The organism is Kribbella antiqua (assembly GCF_004345665.1).
Taxonomy (GTDB): Bacteria; Actinomycetota; Actinomycetes; order Propionibacteriales; family Kribbellaceae; genus Kribbella; species Kribbella antiqua.
On record NZ_SLWR01000004.1, the window covers coordinates 250,204 to 265,681 of the forward strand.

At 68.1% G+C, this 15,478-nt stretch carries 13 protein-coding genes and 1 tRNA gene; 1 reads left to right on the forward strand and 13 read right to left on the reverse strand.

Annotated features, from left to right (window positions below; genetic code table 11):
• Positions 1-46 precede the first annotated feature (46 nt).
• Entirely contained in the window at positions 47-2,263 is a 2,217-nt protein-coding gene (locus EV646_RS13735; protein WP_132148341.1) for an NADP-dependent isocitrate dehydrogenase, read from the forward strand.
• A gap of 35 nt (positions 2,264-2,298) precedes the next feature.
• Here the strand turns inward: EV646_RS13735 and EV646_RS13740 are convergent, their stop codons facing one another.
• From EV646_RS13740 to glp, 13 genes are all read right to left on the reverse strand, one after another.
• A complete protein-coding gene (locus EV646_RS13740) occupies positions 2,299-3,282 on the reverse strand; it encodes a helix-turn-helix transcriptional regulator (RefSeq protein ID WP_132148343.1) in 984 nt (327 codons plus the stop codon).
• Between the two features lie 78 nt (positions 3,283-3,360).
• Positions 3,361-4,176, reverse strand: coding sequence for an NAD-dependent protein deacetylase of SIR2 family (locus EV646_RS13745; protein ID WP_132148345.1), 816 nt, complete (start codon positions 4,174-4,176; stop codon positions 3,361-3,363).
• Positions 4,177-4,541: 365 nt separating this feature from the next.
• Entirely contained in the window at positions 4,542-5,525 is a 984-nt protein-coding gene (locus tag EV646_RS13750) for a LuxR C-terminal-related transcriptional regulator (RefSeq protein WP_132148347.1), read from the reverse strand.
• Positions 5,525-6,961 (reverse strand): GuaB1 family IMP dehydrogenase-related protein, encoded by a 1,437-nt coding sequence (locus EV646_RS13755; protein ID WP_132148349.1) that lies wholly within the window; start codon positions 6,959-6,961, stop codon positions 5,525-5,527. Before EV646_RS13755 ends, EV646_RS13750 begins: the two co-directional genes overlap by 1 nt.
• Before the next feature lie 147 nt (positions 6,962-7,108).
• A complete protein-coding gene (katG, locus tag EV646_RS13760) occupies positions 7,109-9,316 on the reverse strand; it encodes a catalase/peroxidase HPI (protein WP_132148351.1) in 2,208 nt (735 codons plus the stop codon).
• Positions 9,317-9,352: 36 nt separating this feature from the next.
• Positions 9,353-9,784 carry a Fur family transcriptional regulator gene (locus EV646_RS13765; RefSeq protein ID WP_132148353.1) on the reverse strand — a complete coding sequence of 144 codons (432 nt, stop codon included), beginning with the start codon at positions 9,782-9,784 and terminating at the stop codon, positions 9,353-9,355.
• 74 nt (positions 9,785-9,858) lie between these two features.
• A complete protein-coding gene (locus EV646_RS13770; protein ID WP_132148355.1) occupies positions 9,859-10,533 on the reverse strand; it encodes a PIN domain-containing protein in 675 nt (224 codons plus the stop codon).
• 661 nt (positions 10,534-11,194) lie between these two features.
• A tRNA-Ala gene (locus tag EV646_RS13775) sits at positions 11,195-11,267 on the reverse strand.
• Positions 11,268-11,352: 85 nt separating this feature from the next.
• Positions 11,353-12,150, reverse strand: a complete 798-nt coding sequence (sepX, locus tag EV646_RS13780; RefSeq protein ID WP_132148357.1) for a divisome protein SepX/GlpR — start codon at positions 12,148-12,150, stop codon at positions 11,353-11,355.
• Positions 12,151-12,248: 98 nt separating this feature from the next.
• Positions 12,249-12,866: a GNAT family N-acetyltransferase gene (locus EV646_RS13785; RefSeq protein WP_132148359.1), complete on the reverse strand. Its 618-nt coding sequence runs from the start codon at positions 12,864-12,866 to the stop codon at positions 12,249-12,251.
• Positions 12,866-13,354 carry a MogA/MoaB family molybdenum cofactor biosynthesis protein gene (locus EV646_RS13790; RefSeq protein ID WP_132148361.1) on the reverse strand — a complete coding sequence of 163 codons (489 nt, stop codon included), beginning with the start codon at positions 13,352-13,354 and terminating at the stop codon, positions 12,866-12,868. Before EV646_RS13790 ends, EV646_RS13785 begins: the two co-directional genes overlap by 1 nt.
• A complete protein-coding gene (moaC, locus tag EV646_RS13795) occupies positions 13,351-13,923 on the reverse strand; it encodes a cyclic pyranopterin monophosphate synthase MoaC (RefSeq protein WP_277875108.1) in 573 nt (190 codons plus the stop codon). Before moaC ends, EV646_RS13790 begins: the two co-directional genes overlap by 4 nt.
• On the reverse strand, positions 13,920-15,146 hold the full coding sequence (glp, locus tag EV646_RS13800) for a molybdotransferase-like divisome protein Glp (protein WP_132148363.1): 1,227 nt from the start codon (positions 15,144-15,146) through the stop codon (positions 13,920-13,922). The genes moaC and glp overlap by 4 nt, the downstream gene beginning before the upstream one ends.
• Positions 15,147-15,478 lie beyond the last annotated feature (332 nt).

Sequence of the window (15,478 nt, forward strand, 5' to 3'; positions counted from 1 at the left end):
CCCACGCGGGCGCCGAGGCGGCCGGAACGCCCATTAGGGTGGGGCTGTGACTGACTCGACGATCATCTACACCCACACCGACGAGGCGCCGGCGCTGGCGACGTACTCGCTCCTCCCCGTGATCCAGGCGTACGCCGGTCAGGCCGGTGTCAGGGTGGAGACCCGGGACATCTCACTCGCCGGCCGGATCCTGGCGTTGTTCCCGGAGCACCTGCGGGAGGACCAGCGGATCGCCGACGCGCTGGCCGAGCTCGGTGAGCTGGCCAAGACGCCCGCGGCGAACATCATCAAGCTGCCGAACGTCTCGGCCTCGATCCCGCAGCTCAAGGCGGCGGTCGCCGAGCTACAGAGCCAGGGCTACGCGCTGCCGGACTACCCGGACGAGCCGAAGACCGACGAGGAGCGGGAGATCCAGGCCCGCTACGACAAGGTCAAGGGCTCCGCGGTGAACCCGGTCCTGCGCGAGGGCAACTCCGACCGGCGCGCGCCCGCCTCGGTGAAGAACTACGCGAAGGCGCACCCGCACCGGATGGGCGCCTGGTCCGCCGAGTCGAAGACCAACGTCGCGACCATGGGTCAGGACGACTTCCGCTCGACCGAGAAGTCGGCCGTGATCGAGGCCGACGGAGCGATCCGGATCGAGCTGGCCGGCGACGACGGCACCACGACCGTGCTGCGCGAGTCGGTGCCGGTGCTGGCCGGTGAGGTCGTCGACGCGTCGGTGATGCACGTCGCCGCGCTGCGCGAGTTCCTCACCGCTCAGGTCGCCCGGGCGAAGGCCGAGGACGTGCTGTTCTCGATCCACCTGAAGGCGACGATGATGAAGGTCTCCGACCCGATCGTCTTCGGTCACGTCGTACGCGCGTTCTTCCCGGAGACCTTCGCCCGGTACGGCGACGTGCTCGCCAAGGCGGGCCTGACCCCGAACGATGGACTCGGCGGCATCCTCAACGGCATCGCGGCGCTGCCGGAAGGGGCCGAGATCAAGGCCTCGTTCGACGCCGAGCTGGCCGCTGGACCGGCGCTGGCGATGGTCGACTCCGACAAGGGCATCACCAACCTGCACGTGCCGTCCGACGTCATCGTGGACGCGTCGATGCCGGCCATGATCCGCACCTCCGGCCACATGTGGGGCCCGGACGGCCAGGAGCACGACACTCTCGCCGTACTGCCGGACAGCAGCTACGCCGGGATCTACCAGGTCGTGCTCGACGACTGCCGTGCGAACGGCGCGTTCGACCCGGCCACGATGGGCTCGGTCCCGAACGTCGGCCTGATGGCGCAGAAGGCCGAGGAGTACGGCAGCCACGACAAGACCTTCGAGATCCAGACCACCGGTACGGTCCGGCTGGTCGACACGGCCGGGAACGTCGTACTCGAGCAGGCCGTCTCGGCCGGTGACATCTTCCGTGCCTGCCAGACCAAGGACGCCCCGATCCAGGACTGGGTCAAGCTGGCCGTCAACCGGGCCCGGGCGACCGGCGACCCGGCGGTGTTCTGGCTGGACGAGACCCGTGCCCACGACGCGAACCTGATCACCAAGGTCCAGCAGTACCTGTTCGACCACGACACCGAGGGCCTGGACCTGCGCATCCTCGCGCCGGTCGAGGCGATCAAGTTCTCGCTGGAGCGGATCCGCCGCGGCGAGAACACCATCTCGGTGACCGGCAACGTGCTGCGTGACTACCTGACCGACCTGTTCCCGATCCTCGAGCTCGGCACCAGCGCGAAGATGCTGTCGATCGTCCCGCTGATGGCCGGCGGTGGTCTGTTCGAGACCGGTGCGGGCGGCTCGGCACCGAAGCACGTGCAGCAGCTGATCAAGGAGAACTACCTGCGTTGGGACAGCCTGGGTGAGTTCTTCGCCCTGGCCGCGAGCTTCGAGCACCTGGCCCAGGCGACCGGCAACGCGCGTGCCCAGATCCTCGCCGACACCCTGGACCGGGCCACCGCGACGTTCCTCGAGGAGGACAAGTCGCCGACCCGTCGCGTCGGTGGGATCGACAACCGCGGCAGCCACTTCTACCTGTCCCTGTACTGGGCGCAGGAGCTGGCCAAGCAGACCGACGACGCCGAGCTGGCGAAGGAGTTCGCGCAGCTCGCCGAGACCCTCGCGGCGAACGAGCAAACCATCGTCGACGAGCTGCTCGCCGTCCAGGGCAGCCCGGCCGACCTCGGCGGCTACTACCGGCCCGACCCGGCCAAGTCGGCCGCCATCATGCGCCCGTCGAAGACCTGGAACGACACCCTCGCGTCGCTCTGACCTTTGACTGAAGCGCCCCGGGTGACCGGGGCGCTTCAGCGGGCCAGGTATTTGCGGACGTCGTCGGCGACCTGGGCTCGGGTGGCCATGCCGTATTTGCGCAGGATCGCGCTCAGGTGGGTCTTCACTGTGTTGAGGCTGATGCCGAGCTCGGCGGCCAGCTGGTCGTTGTCGAGGCCGTCGACGAGCAGGACCGCGACGCCCTGCTGAGCCTTCGTCAGGCTCGAGTAGCGCCGCTCCGGGCCCTCGTCCGCCTCCATCAGCAACTCGATCAGCTCGGACTGGATGTGCTCGGTCGCGTCGACGATCCGGGTCAGATGACTCTGCACCGCGGCGCTCACGTCCGGCTCGCGCATCGCCTCACCGGCCATCTCCCGGATCGACGCCACCCGATGCGTCAGGTACTCCATCACGTGGTCCGAGGTGAGCGTGTTCGGCGCGATATCACCGGCCGGCAGCCGCCGCAGCGCCTCCCGGTCCTCACCCTCGCGCGTCAGCACCCGCTCGACCACGCCGCACAGCCATTCAAACGCTCGTACGGCGTTGTCGTCGTAGCTGTTCGGCGAATAGGTCTGCATCGACAGCATCCCGAACAGCTGGTCCGGCCCGTCCTTTGCCGGCCGGAAGATCGGCACGGTCACCGCGTCCGCCGACCTCCGCCCGACGTCACCGATCGGTACGCCGGCATGCAGAGCCGCGCCGCCGTCGTACGGGTAGCGGTACGTCTGCCGGTGCTTGAGCAACCAGGCCGTCTGGCCGTTCGGGCCGAAGATGTGGGTGTCGGGGTCGACGTACTTGCCGTCGTCGTACCCGTAGGGATAGCGGACCCGGCTGGTGCCCTGGAGGAACCCCACGAAGAAGGTGTCGACGCGCGCGACCTTGCCGGCCACGATGCGGACGTAGTCGTACAGTCCGTAGTGGTCGGCGCGGAACAGCGCCTCGATCTTGTGATACGCCTCGCGCAGGATGATCGCGGTCTCGGCATCAACCCTGAGCGGAGCGGATTTGGGTCCCTCCATCGCAGCGGCTCCCCAACCGTGCGTCGGTGCGGATTCGATCGTTCCACTCTGCCGCCGAGAAGGGACAGATGCAAAGCCTTAGCGGGTTATCCGGGCCCAGCTGGCTTTGTCGGTCCAGATCGACCGCGGATCGACGTACGGGCGGAGCAGGGCGGTCAGCTCGGTGTCGTCGGTGCCTTTCAGCTGCTCCGAGGCAAGCTTGCGGGCCACGCCGGCCAGGAAATCGGCCATCTGGACCCGCCGGTGGGTGAACGAGTCGACCAACTGGATGCCGGCGAGCGGTGCCAGCTGCCGCAACCGCTCGATCCGCTCGGCGGAAAGCGTTGTCTGCCGGTCGTGTGCGATCGCGACCGGTTGCCCGTCGCCACCCCAGTACTCCGCCGCCCGGATGATGGCCGGCAGCAACGGATCCAGCGGCGGCGCCAATGGGTCCCTGGTGACCGAGGTGCGCAGGTAGTCGTTGGCGGCAACCATGAAGGCCTGTGCTTCCGCCGTACGACGAGATGCGTCGTACAGGAACTGGGTCAGCTCGGGCCGGGCGCCGAGCGAGCTGACGAGTTTGGAGACGAGGAAGTAGGTCTTGTCGATCAGATGGACCCGGGCGTTGCCGAGCAAGGGTCCGTCCGGGCCGAGCAGCCAAAGCAGCACCGGCCGGTGCTTCGACCGCTGGAGGTGGTTGGCCTTGTAGACGGTCGCAGGTGAGCGGATCCGGAGGCGGAGCTCGGCGATGCACTCCGCGGCGGTCTCCTCGTCCATCCGCACGCTCGCGTGCGCGAATACGTCGGTGACGCCGCCGACCAGCTTCTCGCCCTCGTACCCGGACTCGTCACACGCGATCTCGAGAGGTCCGGACACGGGCTCCCGCGACGCGGTGTCCGCCGGCCGGGTCGTCACGCCCCGACTCTCTCACCACACCGGGCCCAGCGCACACGAATACTGCAGATCCGTGGCTGGGGCAGAAATGCAGTCGCGGGTGGTGGGTCCGAGTTCCCGAGTCGCCCTCCCAAGCCTCGGTCGAACTCCGTACCACCACCCGCGACCACGAATGGGACGCCTTGTCCGTCAGTCCCCCCGTGTCGTTCGATCCCACGCCCCCTGCGAGATCGGCGACCCGCCGACGCTGTCCTGGCGTCCTCCCCTCCACCCCGTTCACTAAACCGTGCCATCAGCAACCACGCTCTGCAATCGCCCGCCGGATTAGATCGTTGCCCCCTCAACCTCACCCCCGGTATGAGAGCGATGAAGTCGTTTACGCCGACTCAGCGGGCCAGGTAGCGGCGGACGTCGGCCGCCACCTCACTGCGGCTGGCCAGGCCGTACTTGCTGAGGATCGTGCTGAGGTGGGACTTGACCGTGTTCACCGTTATGCCCAGTTCGTCGGCGATCCGGGTGTTGCCGGCGTCCTCGACCAGTAGCAGGGCGACGCTCTGCTGGGTCGGGGTCAGCAGGGCGAACCGGTGCTCCGGCCCGTCATCCGCGTCGAGCATCATCTCGATCAGCTCGGACTGCGTCTGTTCGGCCTCCTTGATGAGCTTCGTGAGCAGGTCCCTGAGCGGATCGTCCGGGGCTGTCGACTGAACGGCTTCATTCGCGAGCGTCCGCAGTACGGCGATCCGGCCCGACAGGTACTCCATCACCGAGTCCGAGGTGAGCACGTTCGGCGACTCGGCCCCGGCCGGCAGAAGCTGCAGCGCCTCCCTGTCCTCGGCCTCCCGGGTGAGCACCCGGGCCGTCGTCCCCGCCAGCCACTCAAACGCTCGTACGGCGTTGTCGTCGTAGCTGTTCGGCTCATAACTCTGCATCGACATCATGCCGAAGAGCTGATCGGGCGCACCGCCGCGGCCAGGCCGGAACATCGGCACGGTCACCGCGTCCTCCGACCGCCGGTCGACGTCGCCGCACGGAACGCCCGCCTGCAGCACGGCACCGTTGTCGTAGGCGAACCGGTAGGTCTGGCGGTGATTCAGCAGCCAAGCCGTCTGGCCGTTCGGGCCGTAGATGTGGCTGGCGGGGTCGTCGTACTGGCCGCTCTCGTAGCCGTACGGGTACCGGACGCGGTCGGAGCCGTGCAGGAAGCCGACGTAGAAGGTGTCGACGCGTGCGATCTTCGCGGCGACCGCGCGTACGTAGTCATAGAGGCCGTAGTGGCTGGCCCGGTAGAGCGTCTCGATCTTGTAGTACGCCTCGCGCAGGATGATCGCGGTCTCCGCGTCGACCCTCAGCATCTTGTCCCCCAAACCCATCACCAGCTGGTGTCGAGTGGTTTCCCTTCGGCGTAGCCGGCGGCGGTCTGGATACCGACGACGGCGCGGTCGTGGAACTCCTCCAGTGTGGCCGCTCCGACGTACGTACAGGAGCTGCGTATACCGGAGACGATCGAGTCGAGCAGGTCCTCGACGCTCGGGCGCTCCGGGTCGAGGTACATCCGTGCCGTCGAGATGCCCTCGCCGAAGAAGCTCTTGCGGGCCCGCTGGAACGGCGTGTCCTCGACCGTCCGGGACCGAACCGCGCGCGCCGACGCCATCCCGAAGCTCTCCTTGTAGATCCGGCCGTCGCTGTCCCGATGCGGATCACCCGGCGACTCGTACGTGCCGGCGAACCACGAGCCGATCATCACGCTGGACGCCCCCGCTGCCAGCGCGAGCGCCACATCCCTGGGATGCCGTACGCCGCCGTCCGCCCATACGTGCTTGCCCAGCTGCCGCGCCCGCTCAGCACACTCCAGTACGGCGGAGAACTGCGGCCGCCCGACAGCCGTCTGCATCCGCGTCGTACACATCGCGCCTGGCCCGACGCCGACCTTCACGATGTCGGCCCCGGCCGCGACCAGGTCGGTGACGCCTTCCGCGGTGACCACATTCCCGGCCACGATCGGCACGCCCGGCTCTAGGCCCCGCACAAGTTTGAGGACTTCAATCATCCGCTCTTGGTGACCGTGAGCCGTATCGATCACCAGTACGTCGACGCCGACATCGAGCAGCGCCTTCGCCTTCTGCTCGGCGTCGCCGTTGATCCCGATGGCCGCGGCGACCCGGAGCTTGCCGTTCGCGTCCAGGGCCGGTTCGTAGAGGGTCGCCCGGAGCGCTCGCTGCCGGGTGAGGATGCCGACGATCTGGCCGTCGGCATCCACCACCGGCGCCAGCCGGTGCCGGCCGCCGTGCAGCTCGTCGAACGCCCGCTCGGGGTCGATCCCGGCCGGCAGCGTCAGCAACTCGCGCGACATGATCCCGTTCAGCTGGGTGAACCGGTCGACTCCGGCGCAGTCCGCCTCGGTCACCACCCCGACCGGGCGCCCGTGGTCGACCACGACCACCGCGCCGTGACCACGCTTGGGCAGCAGGTTCAGTGCCTCGCCCACGGTCCCGGTCGGCGGCAGCACCAGCGCGGTGTCGTGGACCGGATCCCGTTCCTTGATCCAGGCAACCACCTCGGCGACCACGTCGACGGGGATGTCCTGCGGAATCACCGCCAGGCCGCCACAGCGGGCGATCGTCTCCGCCATCCGCCGCCCGGACACCGCGGTCATGTTCGCCGCGACGACGGGAATCGACGTACCGCTCCCGTCCGTGGTGGACAGGTCCACATCCAGCCTCGAGGTGACCCCGGACCGATTCGGCACCAGGAACACGTCACTGAAAGTGAGATCTCCAGCAGGCTCCCGATCGTGGTGAAAGCGCATGGCATGGCCCCTCTCCGGCGGCTGGAACCACCATCGTGCCACGCACGACCACGGGAGGCGTCCGATGAGCGCGATCCTGGACCGGGCCTCGACCGCCTACGCTGAAGGCCGGCTCCCGCTGGGGAGCCGGCCTTCGGGAGGTTGGGATCAGACCAGGTCGAAGCGGTCGAGCTCCATCACCTTGGTCCAGGCGGCGACGAAGTCCTTGACGAACTTCTCCTTGGCGTCGTCGCTGGCGTAGACCTCGGCCAGGGCGCGGAGCTCGGAGTTCGAGCCGAAGACCAGGTCGGCGCGGGTACCGGTCCACTTGACCTCACCACCGACGGTGGCTTCGAAGGTCTCCTGGCTGTCGTCGGTCGACGTCCACTCCGTGCCCAGGTCGAGCAAGTTGACGAAGAAGTCGTTCGTCAGCACGCCCGGGGTCTCGGTGAGAACACCGAGCTTGGAACCGTCGTAGTTGGCGCCGAGCACGCGCAGACCGCCGACGAGGACGGTCAGCTCGGGAGCGCTCAGGGTGAGCAGGTTCGCCTTGTCGAGCAGCAGGTACTCGGCCGGGAGGCGGTTGCCCTTGCCGTAGTAGTTGCGGAAGCCGTCCGCGACCGGCTCGAGCGCGGCGAACGAGTCGACATCGGTCTGCTCGAGCGTGGCGTCCGTACGGCCAGGGGTGAAGGGAACCTCTACGTCCTGACCAGCAGCCTTGGCGGCCACCTCGACACCCACAACACCGGCGAGCACGATCAGGTCGGCGAGCGAGATCTTCTTGCCGCTGGCGTTGAAGCTCTCCTGGATGCCCTCGAGGGTCCGCAGGACCGTGGCCAGCTCCGCGGGGTTGTTGACCTCCCAGCTGACCTGCGGCTGCAGGCGGATGCGGGCACCGTTGGCGCCACCGCGCTTGTCACTCCCGCGGAAGCTCGACGCCGACGCCCAGGCGGCCGAGACCAGCTGAGCCACCGACAGCCCCGAGGCTGCGATCTGCGCCTTGAGCGCGTTGATGTCGTCGGCACCGACGAGCTCGTGGTCCACCGCCGGCAGCGGGTCCTGCCAGATCAGCACCTCGCTCGGAACCTCCGGGCCGAGATAGCGCGCGATCGGGCCCATGTCGCGGTGGGTCAGCTTGAACCAGGCCCGCGCGAACGCGTCCGCGAACTGGTCCGGGTTGTCCTTGAACCGGCGCGAGATCTGCTCGTAGATCGGGTCGAAGCGCAGCGACAGGTCGGTGGTCAGCATCGTCGGCTTCTTCTTCGGGCCGTCGTACGCGTTCGGGATGATGTCCTCGGCGTCCTTGGCCACCCACTGGTTGGCGCCGGCCGGGCTCTGGGTCAGCTCCCACTCGTAGCCGAACAGGATCTCGAAGAAGTCGTTGCTCCACTTGGTCGGCGTCGTGGTCCAGGTGACCTCGAGACCGCTGGTGATCGCGTCGGCGCCCTTGCCGGTGCCGAAGGTGCTCTTCCAGCCGAGGCCCTGCGCCTCGATCGGCGCGCCCTCCGGCTCCACCCCGACGTGGTCGGCCGGGCCGGCGCCGTGGGTCTTGCCGAAGGTGTGGCCGCCGGCGATCAGGGCGACGGTCTCCTCGTCGTTCATCGCCATCCGGCCGAAGGTCTCGCGGATGTCGCGGGCCGCAGCCAGCGGGTCCGGGTTGCCGTTCGGGCCTTCCGGGTTCACGTAGATGAGGCCCATCTGGACCGCACCCAGCGGGCTCTCGAGGTCACGGTCACCGGTGTAGCGCTCGTCGCCGAGCCAGGTGGTCTCCGGGCCCCAGTAGACGTCCTCGTCCGGCTCCCACACGTCCGGGCGACCGCCTGCGAAGCCGAACGTCTTGAAGCCCATCGTCTCCAGCGCGACGTTGCCGGTGAGGATCATCAGGTCGGCCCAGGAGATCTTCTGGCCGTACTTCTTCTTGACCGGCCAGAGCAGCCGTCGGGCCTTGTCCAGGTTGCCGTTGTCCGGCCAGCTGTTCAGCGGCGCGAACCGCTGCTGGCCCGCACCGGCGCCACCGCGGCCGTCGCTGATCCGGTAGGTGCCGGCGCTGTGCCACGCCATCCGGATCATGAACGGGCCGTAGTTGCCGAAGTCGGCCGGCCACAAGTCCTGCGAGTTCGTCAGCACCTCGGCGATGTCCTGCTTCACCGCGGCCAGGTCGAGGGTCTTGAACTCCGCGGCGTAGTCGAACTCCTCGCCCAGCGGGTTCGCGACGGCCGGGTTCTTGGCCAGGATCTTCAGGTTCAGCCGCTCCGGCCACCAGCCCCGGTTGCCACCACCCTGGGTCGGGTGCGGCGCACGGGTGTGCGCGACAGGGCATTCACCGCGGCTCTCGGCACTCGCTTCAGCAGGTACTGGCGGGTGGTTCTCAGACATCGGATTCCTTCCAGGACTGGACGTATTCAAAGGAAGTCATGAACTGCGTACGGCGGAACAGTCGGAGCACAGGCCCCAGTAGATGACCTCGGCCTCGTCGATCACGAAGCCGTGGTCGTCCGACGCGGTCAGGCACGGCGCATGGCCGACCGCACAATCGACATCGGCGATGGCACCACAGGACCGGCAGACGACATGGTGATGGTTGTCCCCGACCCGTGACTCGTACCTGGCCACCGACCCGAGCGGCTGGATCCGCCGCACCAGCCCGGCCGCCGTCAACGTATGCAACGAGTCGTACACCGCCTGGTGCGAAACCTCCGGAAGATCGTTGCGCACGGCACCAATAATCGAATCCGTGTCGGCATGCGGGTGAGCATGTACGGCGCCCAGCACCGCCAGCCGCGGCCGAGTCACCCGCAAAGCCGCCGCACGCAACATCCCCTGAAGCTCCAAGGCCGTCGGCATACCCCGCAGTCTTCCCCCTTTTCTGGAATCAGTCAAGATTAGGGGTGGGTGTCACGCCCAGGCCTCGGCGACCCTCAGCTGTAGTTGTTGCGGTCCACGCACTTCAGGAAGTTCGTTTCAGTCAGCCGGGTATTCCAGATCCGCGCCGAGCGATCGCTGGGCCGGAGCTCGTAGGCGTTGTCCGCGGGCGCATACCAGGAGAAGGTCTCGACCTTCGCCGTTCCCAGCGACAACACCTCGTCGACCGCTGGCACCAGGTCACTGTCCAGCGACGCAAGGATCACCAGATCGACGTCCTCGCGCAGTGCGTGCCTCACCAGCGCGAGTGCACACAGCACGTCGACACCCTTCTCCGACGGCGGCCCGGCGGGGATCTTGATCCCCGTGCCTGGATCACGGAGCGCCTTTCCGTCGCCGTCGTACTGGTATCGGTACTTCAGTGGTCGGAGAGTCACGGTGACACGCTTGTCACGTTCCCAGTGCGCTTTCTGCGCCTGGTTCCGGGCGTAGGCCTTCGGCTCATGATCCGGGCTGGGCTCGCCGCGGTACACATCCACTTGCCGGAGGACAGCGCGAGGATGCCCCGGGCGCTGCCGTGCGTTGCGCACCTGCAGTAACTGTTGGGCGAAGAACAGGGGATCTACGAGTGCTTCATGCTTCGGACCGTACTTGGTCTTGTCGAAGCGTTGATGACCGGTCAGGTGCACGTTCTGGTAGTCGACAACAACGACGGCACGCAGATCAGACATCCGGTTCGATCGCCCCCAGAGAAAGAAAAACCCCACCAGTCCCGGAGGACGGTGGGGAGCTAGGCCGCAATCATGACACGTCCCGCCTCACCGAGACAACTTGAGATCCCGGGGTGTGGATGGGCGCACTTGGCCGCCCCGCCCCTCCAGAGCGTCTTGCGGTACGCCGTAACTCCGCCGAGCCAAGCGACAGCGCACCCCCATGCGGCGATCAACCACAACCGGCAAGCGCAGAGAGGCCGCGAGGGTGCGGGAGGCGGAGCCCCCTCTCGCGCCGAGAGAAGCGAAGGCACACAACACGACGAAAGCGACGCGGTGCGGTCCGCGCTTTCCGCGGACACACCTCGCCTCTCGCCTTCGTGGCGGGTTGGAGAACCGGGATGGGAGCGGGATGCCGCCGCCGCTGCGCCGGTCGCAGCCGCGAGTCCCCATCAGCTGGGCGGTGCACGTCGAGAAGGTCGCGCGGACGCTCATATGAGGGAACGGAGTCGAGGAGGTCGAAACAATGCTGGGTGCCTCTCGAGAGCGTTCGCAGATCTCGGGTGCGACAAGCTCCTCAACCTGAGCCGTTTGCACGCGGCGGAGGAGCGCGCGCAGCCGGGCCTAGGGCTTCCCCAGTACACGCACGAAGGCCGGTCCATCGGACCGGCCTTCGATTCAGTGGAGCTGAGGGGATTCGAACCCCTGGCCTCTTCGTTGCGAACGAAGCGCGCTACCAACTGCGCCACAGCCCCGAGCTGGTCGTCTGGTTTCCCTGGCGACCGCGAAACTCTAACACGGCTATGGTCGCCGGTTAAAACTGAGGTTGTCGAGCGAGTTTCAGTCGCCGACGGCGCGCTTGACCTCGGGTTCGACCGCGGTCTCGGCGGGCGTTTCGACGACAAGCTTCTCGGCGGGGTCCGTCGTACGGGCGCTGGAGAAGACCTCGTCGTCGGACAGGGAGATGGTGCGGACGGTGCGGTCCGGGGCCTTCTCCTTCATGACGTACGTCGGCAGCGTCACCGGCACCGGGTCCCACAGTCCCTCGGACGCGGCCGGCTTCTCGACCGGCGCAGGCGCGGCGGGCAACTTGACCTCGATCGTCATCTCGTCGTCCGGAGACGGAGACGCAGCGGGCTTCCCAGCCGGGCCGCGGTCGTGCCGGGCCTGCGCACGCGCTCGCCGCTCGGCGGCTTCGACCGCACGCTCGCGGGCCTGCCGCCGGAGCTGCACCCGCGTGAGTACGACGAACGCGACGATCAGCCCGGCCGGGATCGACACCGTCCACCACAGCAGGATCCCGAGGCCGGCCAGCGCGGTCACCGACAACAGCGAAAGGGTCAGGATCGACAGCACCCGCCGGCGGCGCATGGCGGCCACCCGGCGGGCTCGGTTCGGGACGTACCGCTTCGGCGGCGGCAGGTCGTCGGTCGCCACCCGGTCGTCCGCAGCACCCGCCGGACGTACGACGTAGCGCGGCCGCGACGGATCGCGCGACAGCACGCGCGCGTGCTCAGACGAATACTTCTCCGCCGAGCGGCGCCGGCTGGCCTCGTCGTTGCGCTTCAGCAGCATCGGGACGAGGTAGGCGGCCCACGCGGCGACGATCGCCACATAGATCAGCCCTGTCGTCCCCATGCGACGACGCTAAGACCCAGCGAGGGCCAACTGAGGTACGTCGGACGGTGTGTCGCAATAAGACTCGTGTGACTGATGTGAATAGCGACGCTGCGTGATCAAGGCAGTCGCGCTACGAGACCGGGTCCGACCTCTTCGACGTTGAGCGCGAAGATGCGGTGATCGCGCCAGTCGCCGTCGATGTGCAGGAACCGCGGCCGGTCGCCTTCGTACCGGAACCCGAGCTTCTCCACCACCCGCAGACTCGCCTTGTTCTCGGGGCGAATCGCGACCTCAATGCGATGCAGCCCGAGGGTGAACCAGCAATGATCAGCGGCCAGCGCGACCGCCGTCGGCACGATGCCGCGACCGGCGTACTGCTCGTCGACCCAGTAGCCGAGGTTCGCCCAGCGCGCCGATCCGTAGGTGATTCCGGAGACAGTCAACTGCCCGACCAGTGGCCACTTCGACCGTGATCCGGCGCCGGCGGCACCGCCGTACGTGATGACGAACGGCAGCATCCGGCCGTACCGCGCCTGCCGGTTCCAGTCGCGAGCCATCGCGCGGAACGTGCGAGCGCCGTCCTCCGCGCCGGGTGGTTGCGTCGCGTCCCAAGGGCGCAGCCAACTCACGTTGCGCTGGCGCGCGGCCGCCCACTCAGCGCCGTCACCCGCGCGCAACGGCCTGAGCGCGACCTGCCCGTGCTGGAGTTCCACGGGCCATTGGACGATCGCCATCAGTCGGCATCCGTCCTGACATGGTCACCGCCGCGGATCTGCTCAACCGCATGCCGCAGGATCGGTTCCAGCACGGCGAGCCCGTCCTTCACACCACCACGTGAACCGGGCAGGTTGACTATCAACGTTTTCCGCGCGACTCCGGCGAGTCCGCGCGACAGAGCAGCCGTCGGTACGCCGTTGGCGATGCCGTATGCACGGATGGCCTCGGCGATGCCTGGCACGACCCTGTCGAGCAGGTTCTCGGTTTCCTCGGGCGTCTCGTCGGTTGGCGAGATGCCAGTGCCGCCGGTCGTCAGGACCACGTCGTACGACGCCTCGACGGCGGCCCACAACGCATCGCCAACCGGAGACCCGTCCGGCACGACCTGTGGGCCGTCGACCTCGAAGCCCCACTGGGTGAGGCGTTCGGCGATCAATGGTCCGGTGGTGTCGGTGTAGACGCCGGCGGCCGCGCGGTTGGAGACGCTGACGACGAGGGCTTTCACGGGCGCTCCCAGTGACCGGTCTTGCCGCCCTCTTTGAGCTCCACCCGTACGTCGGAGAGTACGGCGGCTGGGTCGATCGCTTTGACCATGTCGATCACGGCGAGCCCGGCGACTGCCACGGCGGTGAGGGCTTCCATCTCCACGCCGGTGCGGTCGGTGGTCTTCACCTGAGCCTGGATGAGTACGGCGTCGTCGGCGACCTCGAGGTCGACCTTCGCGCCGGTGATGGCGATCGGGTGGCAGAGGGGAACCAGGTCGGGGGTGCGCTTGGCGCCCATGATGCCGGCGATCCGGGCGACGCCGAGCGCGTCCCCCTTCGGCACCCCGTCGCCACGCAACGCGGCCACCACCTCGGCCGACACAAAAACCTTGCCACTGGCAACAGCTCGCCGCGCGCCGGCCTCCTTCGCCGACACGTCGACCATCCGCGCCGCCCCCGTCTCATCCACATGCGTCAAACCACCGCCACCCGCCGAGCTGCCGGTGTCGGCCGTGCCGCGGGATGCGTCGGCTGGTTTGCCGAGTGATGTGCCTGCCTCGGCGGGGCCGGGGTTCTGGGCCTCCGTCATCCGGTCTCCTCGTCCAGCAGCAAGAGCTCCACCTGGTCGCCGGCCCGGACCGTCGTCACGTCCTCAGGCACCACGATCAGCGCGTTCGAGCGGCTCAGCCCGCCGAGCAGGTGTGAGCCGTGCCCGCCGACTGTACTGGCCATCCAGCCCTCGTCGCTGGAGCTCGCCGCTGCGCGGACAAACTGCCGCTTCCCAGCCGGCGACTTGAACCCATCCAGCGAGACACCCTGCACGGCCTGCCGCTGATACGGCATCTGCCCCATCAACTTGCGCAGCGCCGGCCGGACGAACACCTCGAACGACACGTACGCCGACACCGGGTTCCCCGGCAGCGTGAAGATCGGCACCTCATCCTCACCCAGCACGCCGAACCCCTGCGGCTTACCCGGCTGCATGGAGACCTCCGGGAAGTCGACCGTCCCGAGCTTGGTCAGCACTTCCTTGACCACGTCGTACGCGCCCTTGCTCACCCCACCAGTGGTGATCACCAGGTCAGCGCGGACAAGCTGGTCGGACAGCGTGTCCATGATCCGCTTCGGGTCGTCGTCGACGATGCCCACGCGGTACACCACCGCACCGGCCTCACGGGCGGCAGCGGCCAGCGTGTAGCTGTTGGAGTCGTAGATCTGCCCCTCGCCCAGCCGGCTCCCCGGCTCCCGCAACTCCGCACCGGTCGACACCACGACCACCCGCGGCCGTGGCCGAGCCGACACCCGCGCACGACCGACAGCCGCGAGTACGGCGATCTGCCGTGGACCGAGCACCGTGTCCCGGTCGAGCACCTTCTCCCCCGCCTGCACGTCCTCACCGGCTCGCCGTACCGATGCTCCCAGGGGCGGCTGCTGAGAGATACGGACGTTCGCCGTGCCGCCGTCGGTCCACTCCACCGGTACGACGCTGTCCGCGCCGCGCGGCATCGGCGCGCCGGTCATGATCCGCACACAGGTCCCCGGCGTCACCACGATCGGCTCCACCCGGCCGGCCGCGATCTCGCCGACCACCGGCAGGCTGATCGGGTTGTCCTGCGACGCCCCGGCCAGGTCCCCGGCCTGTACCGCGTACCCGTCCATCGCCGAGTTGTCGAACCCGGGCAGGCTCAGCCCGGAGACGACGTCCTCGCAGAGCACCAGCCCCACCGCCTCCATCAACGGCTGGTCGAACGCCGGCAGCGCCCGCACCCTGCCGAGTACGACCTCTAGATGCTCATCCACACTTCGTCTCACGAGCCCGACCCTAATCCACTCCCCACCCAAGAGCGTGAGTCCGCACTCATTCGTGAAGCCCGGCACTCCAACGGCGCCGAAATGAACCCCAATCCACGACTCGACAGCAGCATCGCGCCGCGCATCGAGTGTGGGGAGAGTGCTGTGGGATATCGATTTCCGACGCCCTGGTTCCCAGAATCGACAACACAGTCGCCACAGTGGGCGAGCTCTGCCGACCGGCGTGCACCGTGGCTTCAGTCGCGGCGGCTCCGCGGCACACGGAGGAGCAAGCGGCTTTGCTGTCGATGGGAATCCAAGCCTGGTACCAGCGGGCGGCGAGAAACCTGCAC

What these genes read in the sequence shown, in the direction of transcription:
- sepX (WP_132148357.1), bottom strand. Translation starts at nt 12,150, where the DNA reads ATGGGGACGACAGGGCTGATCTATGTGGCGATCGTCGCCGCGTGGGCC.
- EV646_RS13765 (WP_132148353.1), bottom strand. Translation starts at nt 9,784, where the DNA reads ATGCCGACGGCCTTGGAGCTTCAGGGGATGTTGCGTGCGGCGGCTTTG.
- EV646_RS13785 (WP_132148359.1), bottom strand. Translation starts at nt 12,866, where the DNA reads ATGGCGATCGTCCAATGGCCCGTGGAACTCCAGCACGGGCAGGTCGCG.
- moaC (WP_277875108.1), bottom strand. Translation starts at nt 13,923, where the DNA reads ATGACGGAGGCCCAGAACCCCGGCCCCGCCGAGGCAGGCACATCACTC.
- EV646_RS13750 (WP_132148347.1), bottom strand. Translation starts at nt 5,525, where the DNA reads ATGGGTTTGGGGGACAAGATGCTGAGGGTCGACGCGGAGACCGCGATC.
- EV646_RS13755 (WP_132148349.1), bottom strand. Translation starts at nt 6,961, where the DNA reads ATGCGCTTTCACCACGATCGGGAGCCTGCTGGAGATCTCACTTTCAGT.
- EV646_RS13740 (WP_132148343.1), bottom strand. Translation starts at nt 3,282, where the DNA reads ATGGAGGGACCCAAATCCGCTCCGCTCAGGGTTGATGCCGAGACCGCG.
- katG (WP_132148351.1), bottom strand. Translation starts at nt 9,316, where the DNA reads ATGTCTGAGAACCACCCGCCAGTACCTGCTGAAGCGAGTGCCGAGAGC.
- EV646_RS13770 (WP_132148355.1), bottom strand. Translation starts at nt 10,533, where the DNA reads ATGTCTGATCTGCGTGCCGTCGTTGTTGTCGACTACCAGAACGTGCAC.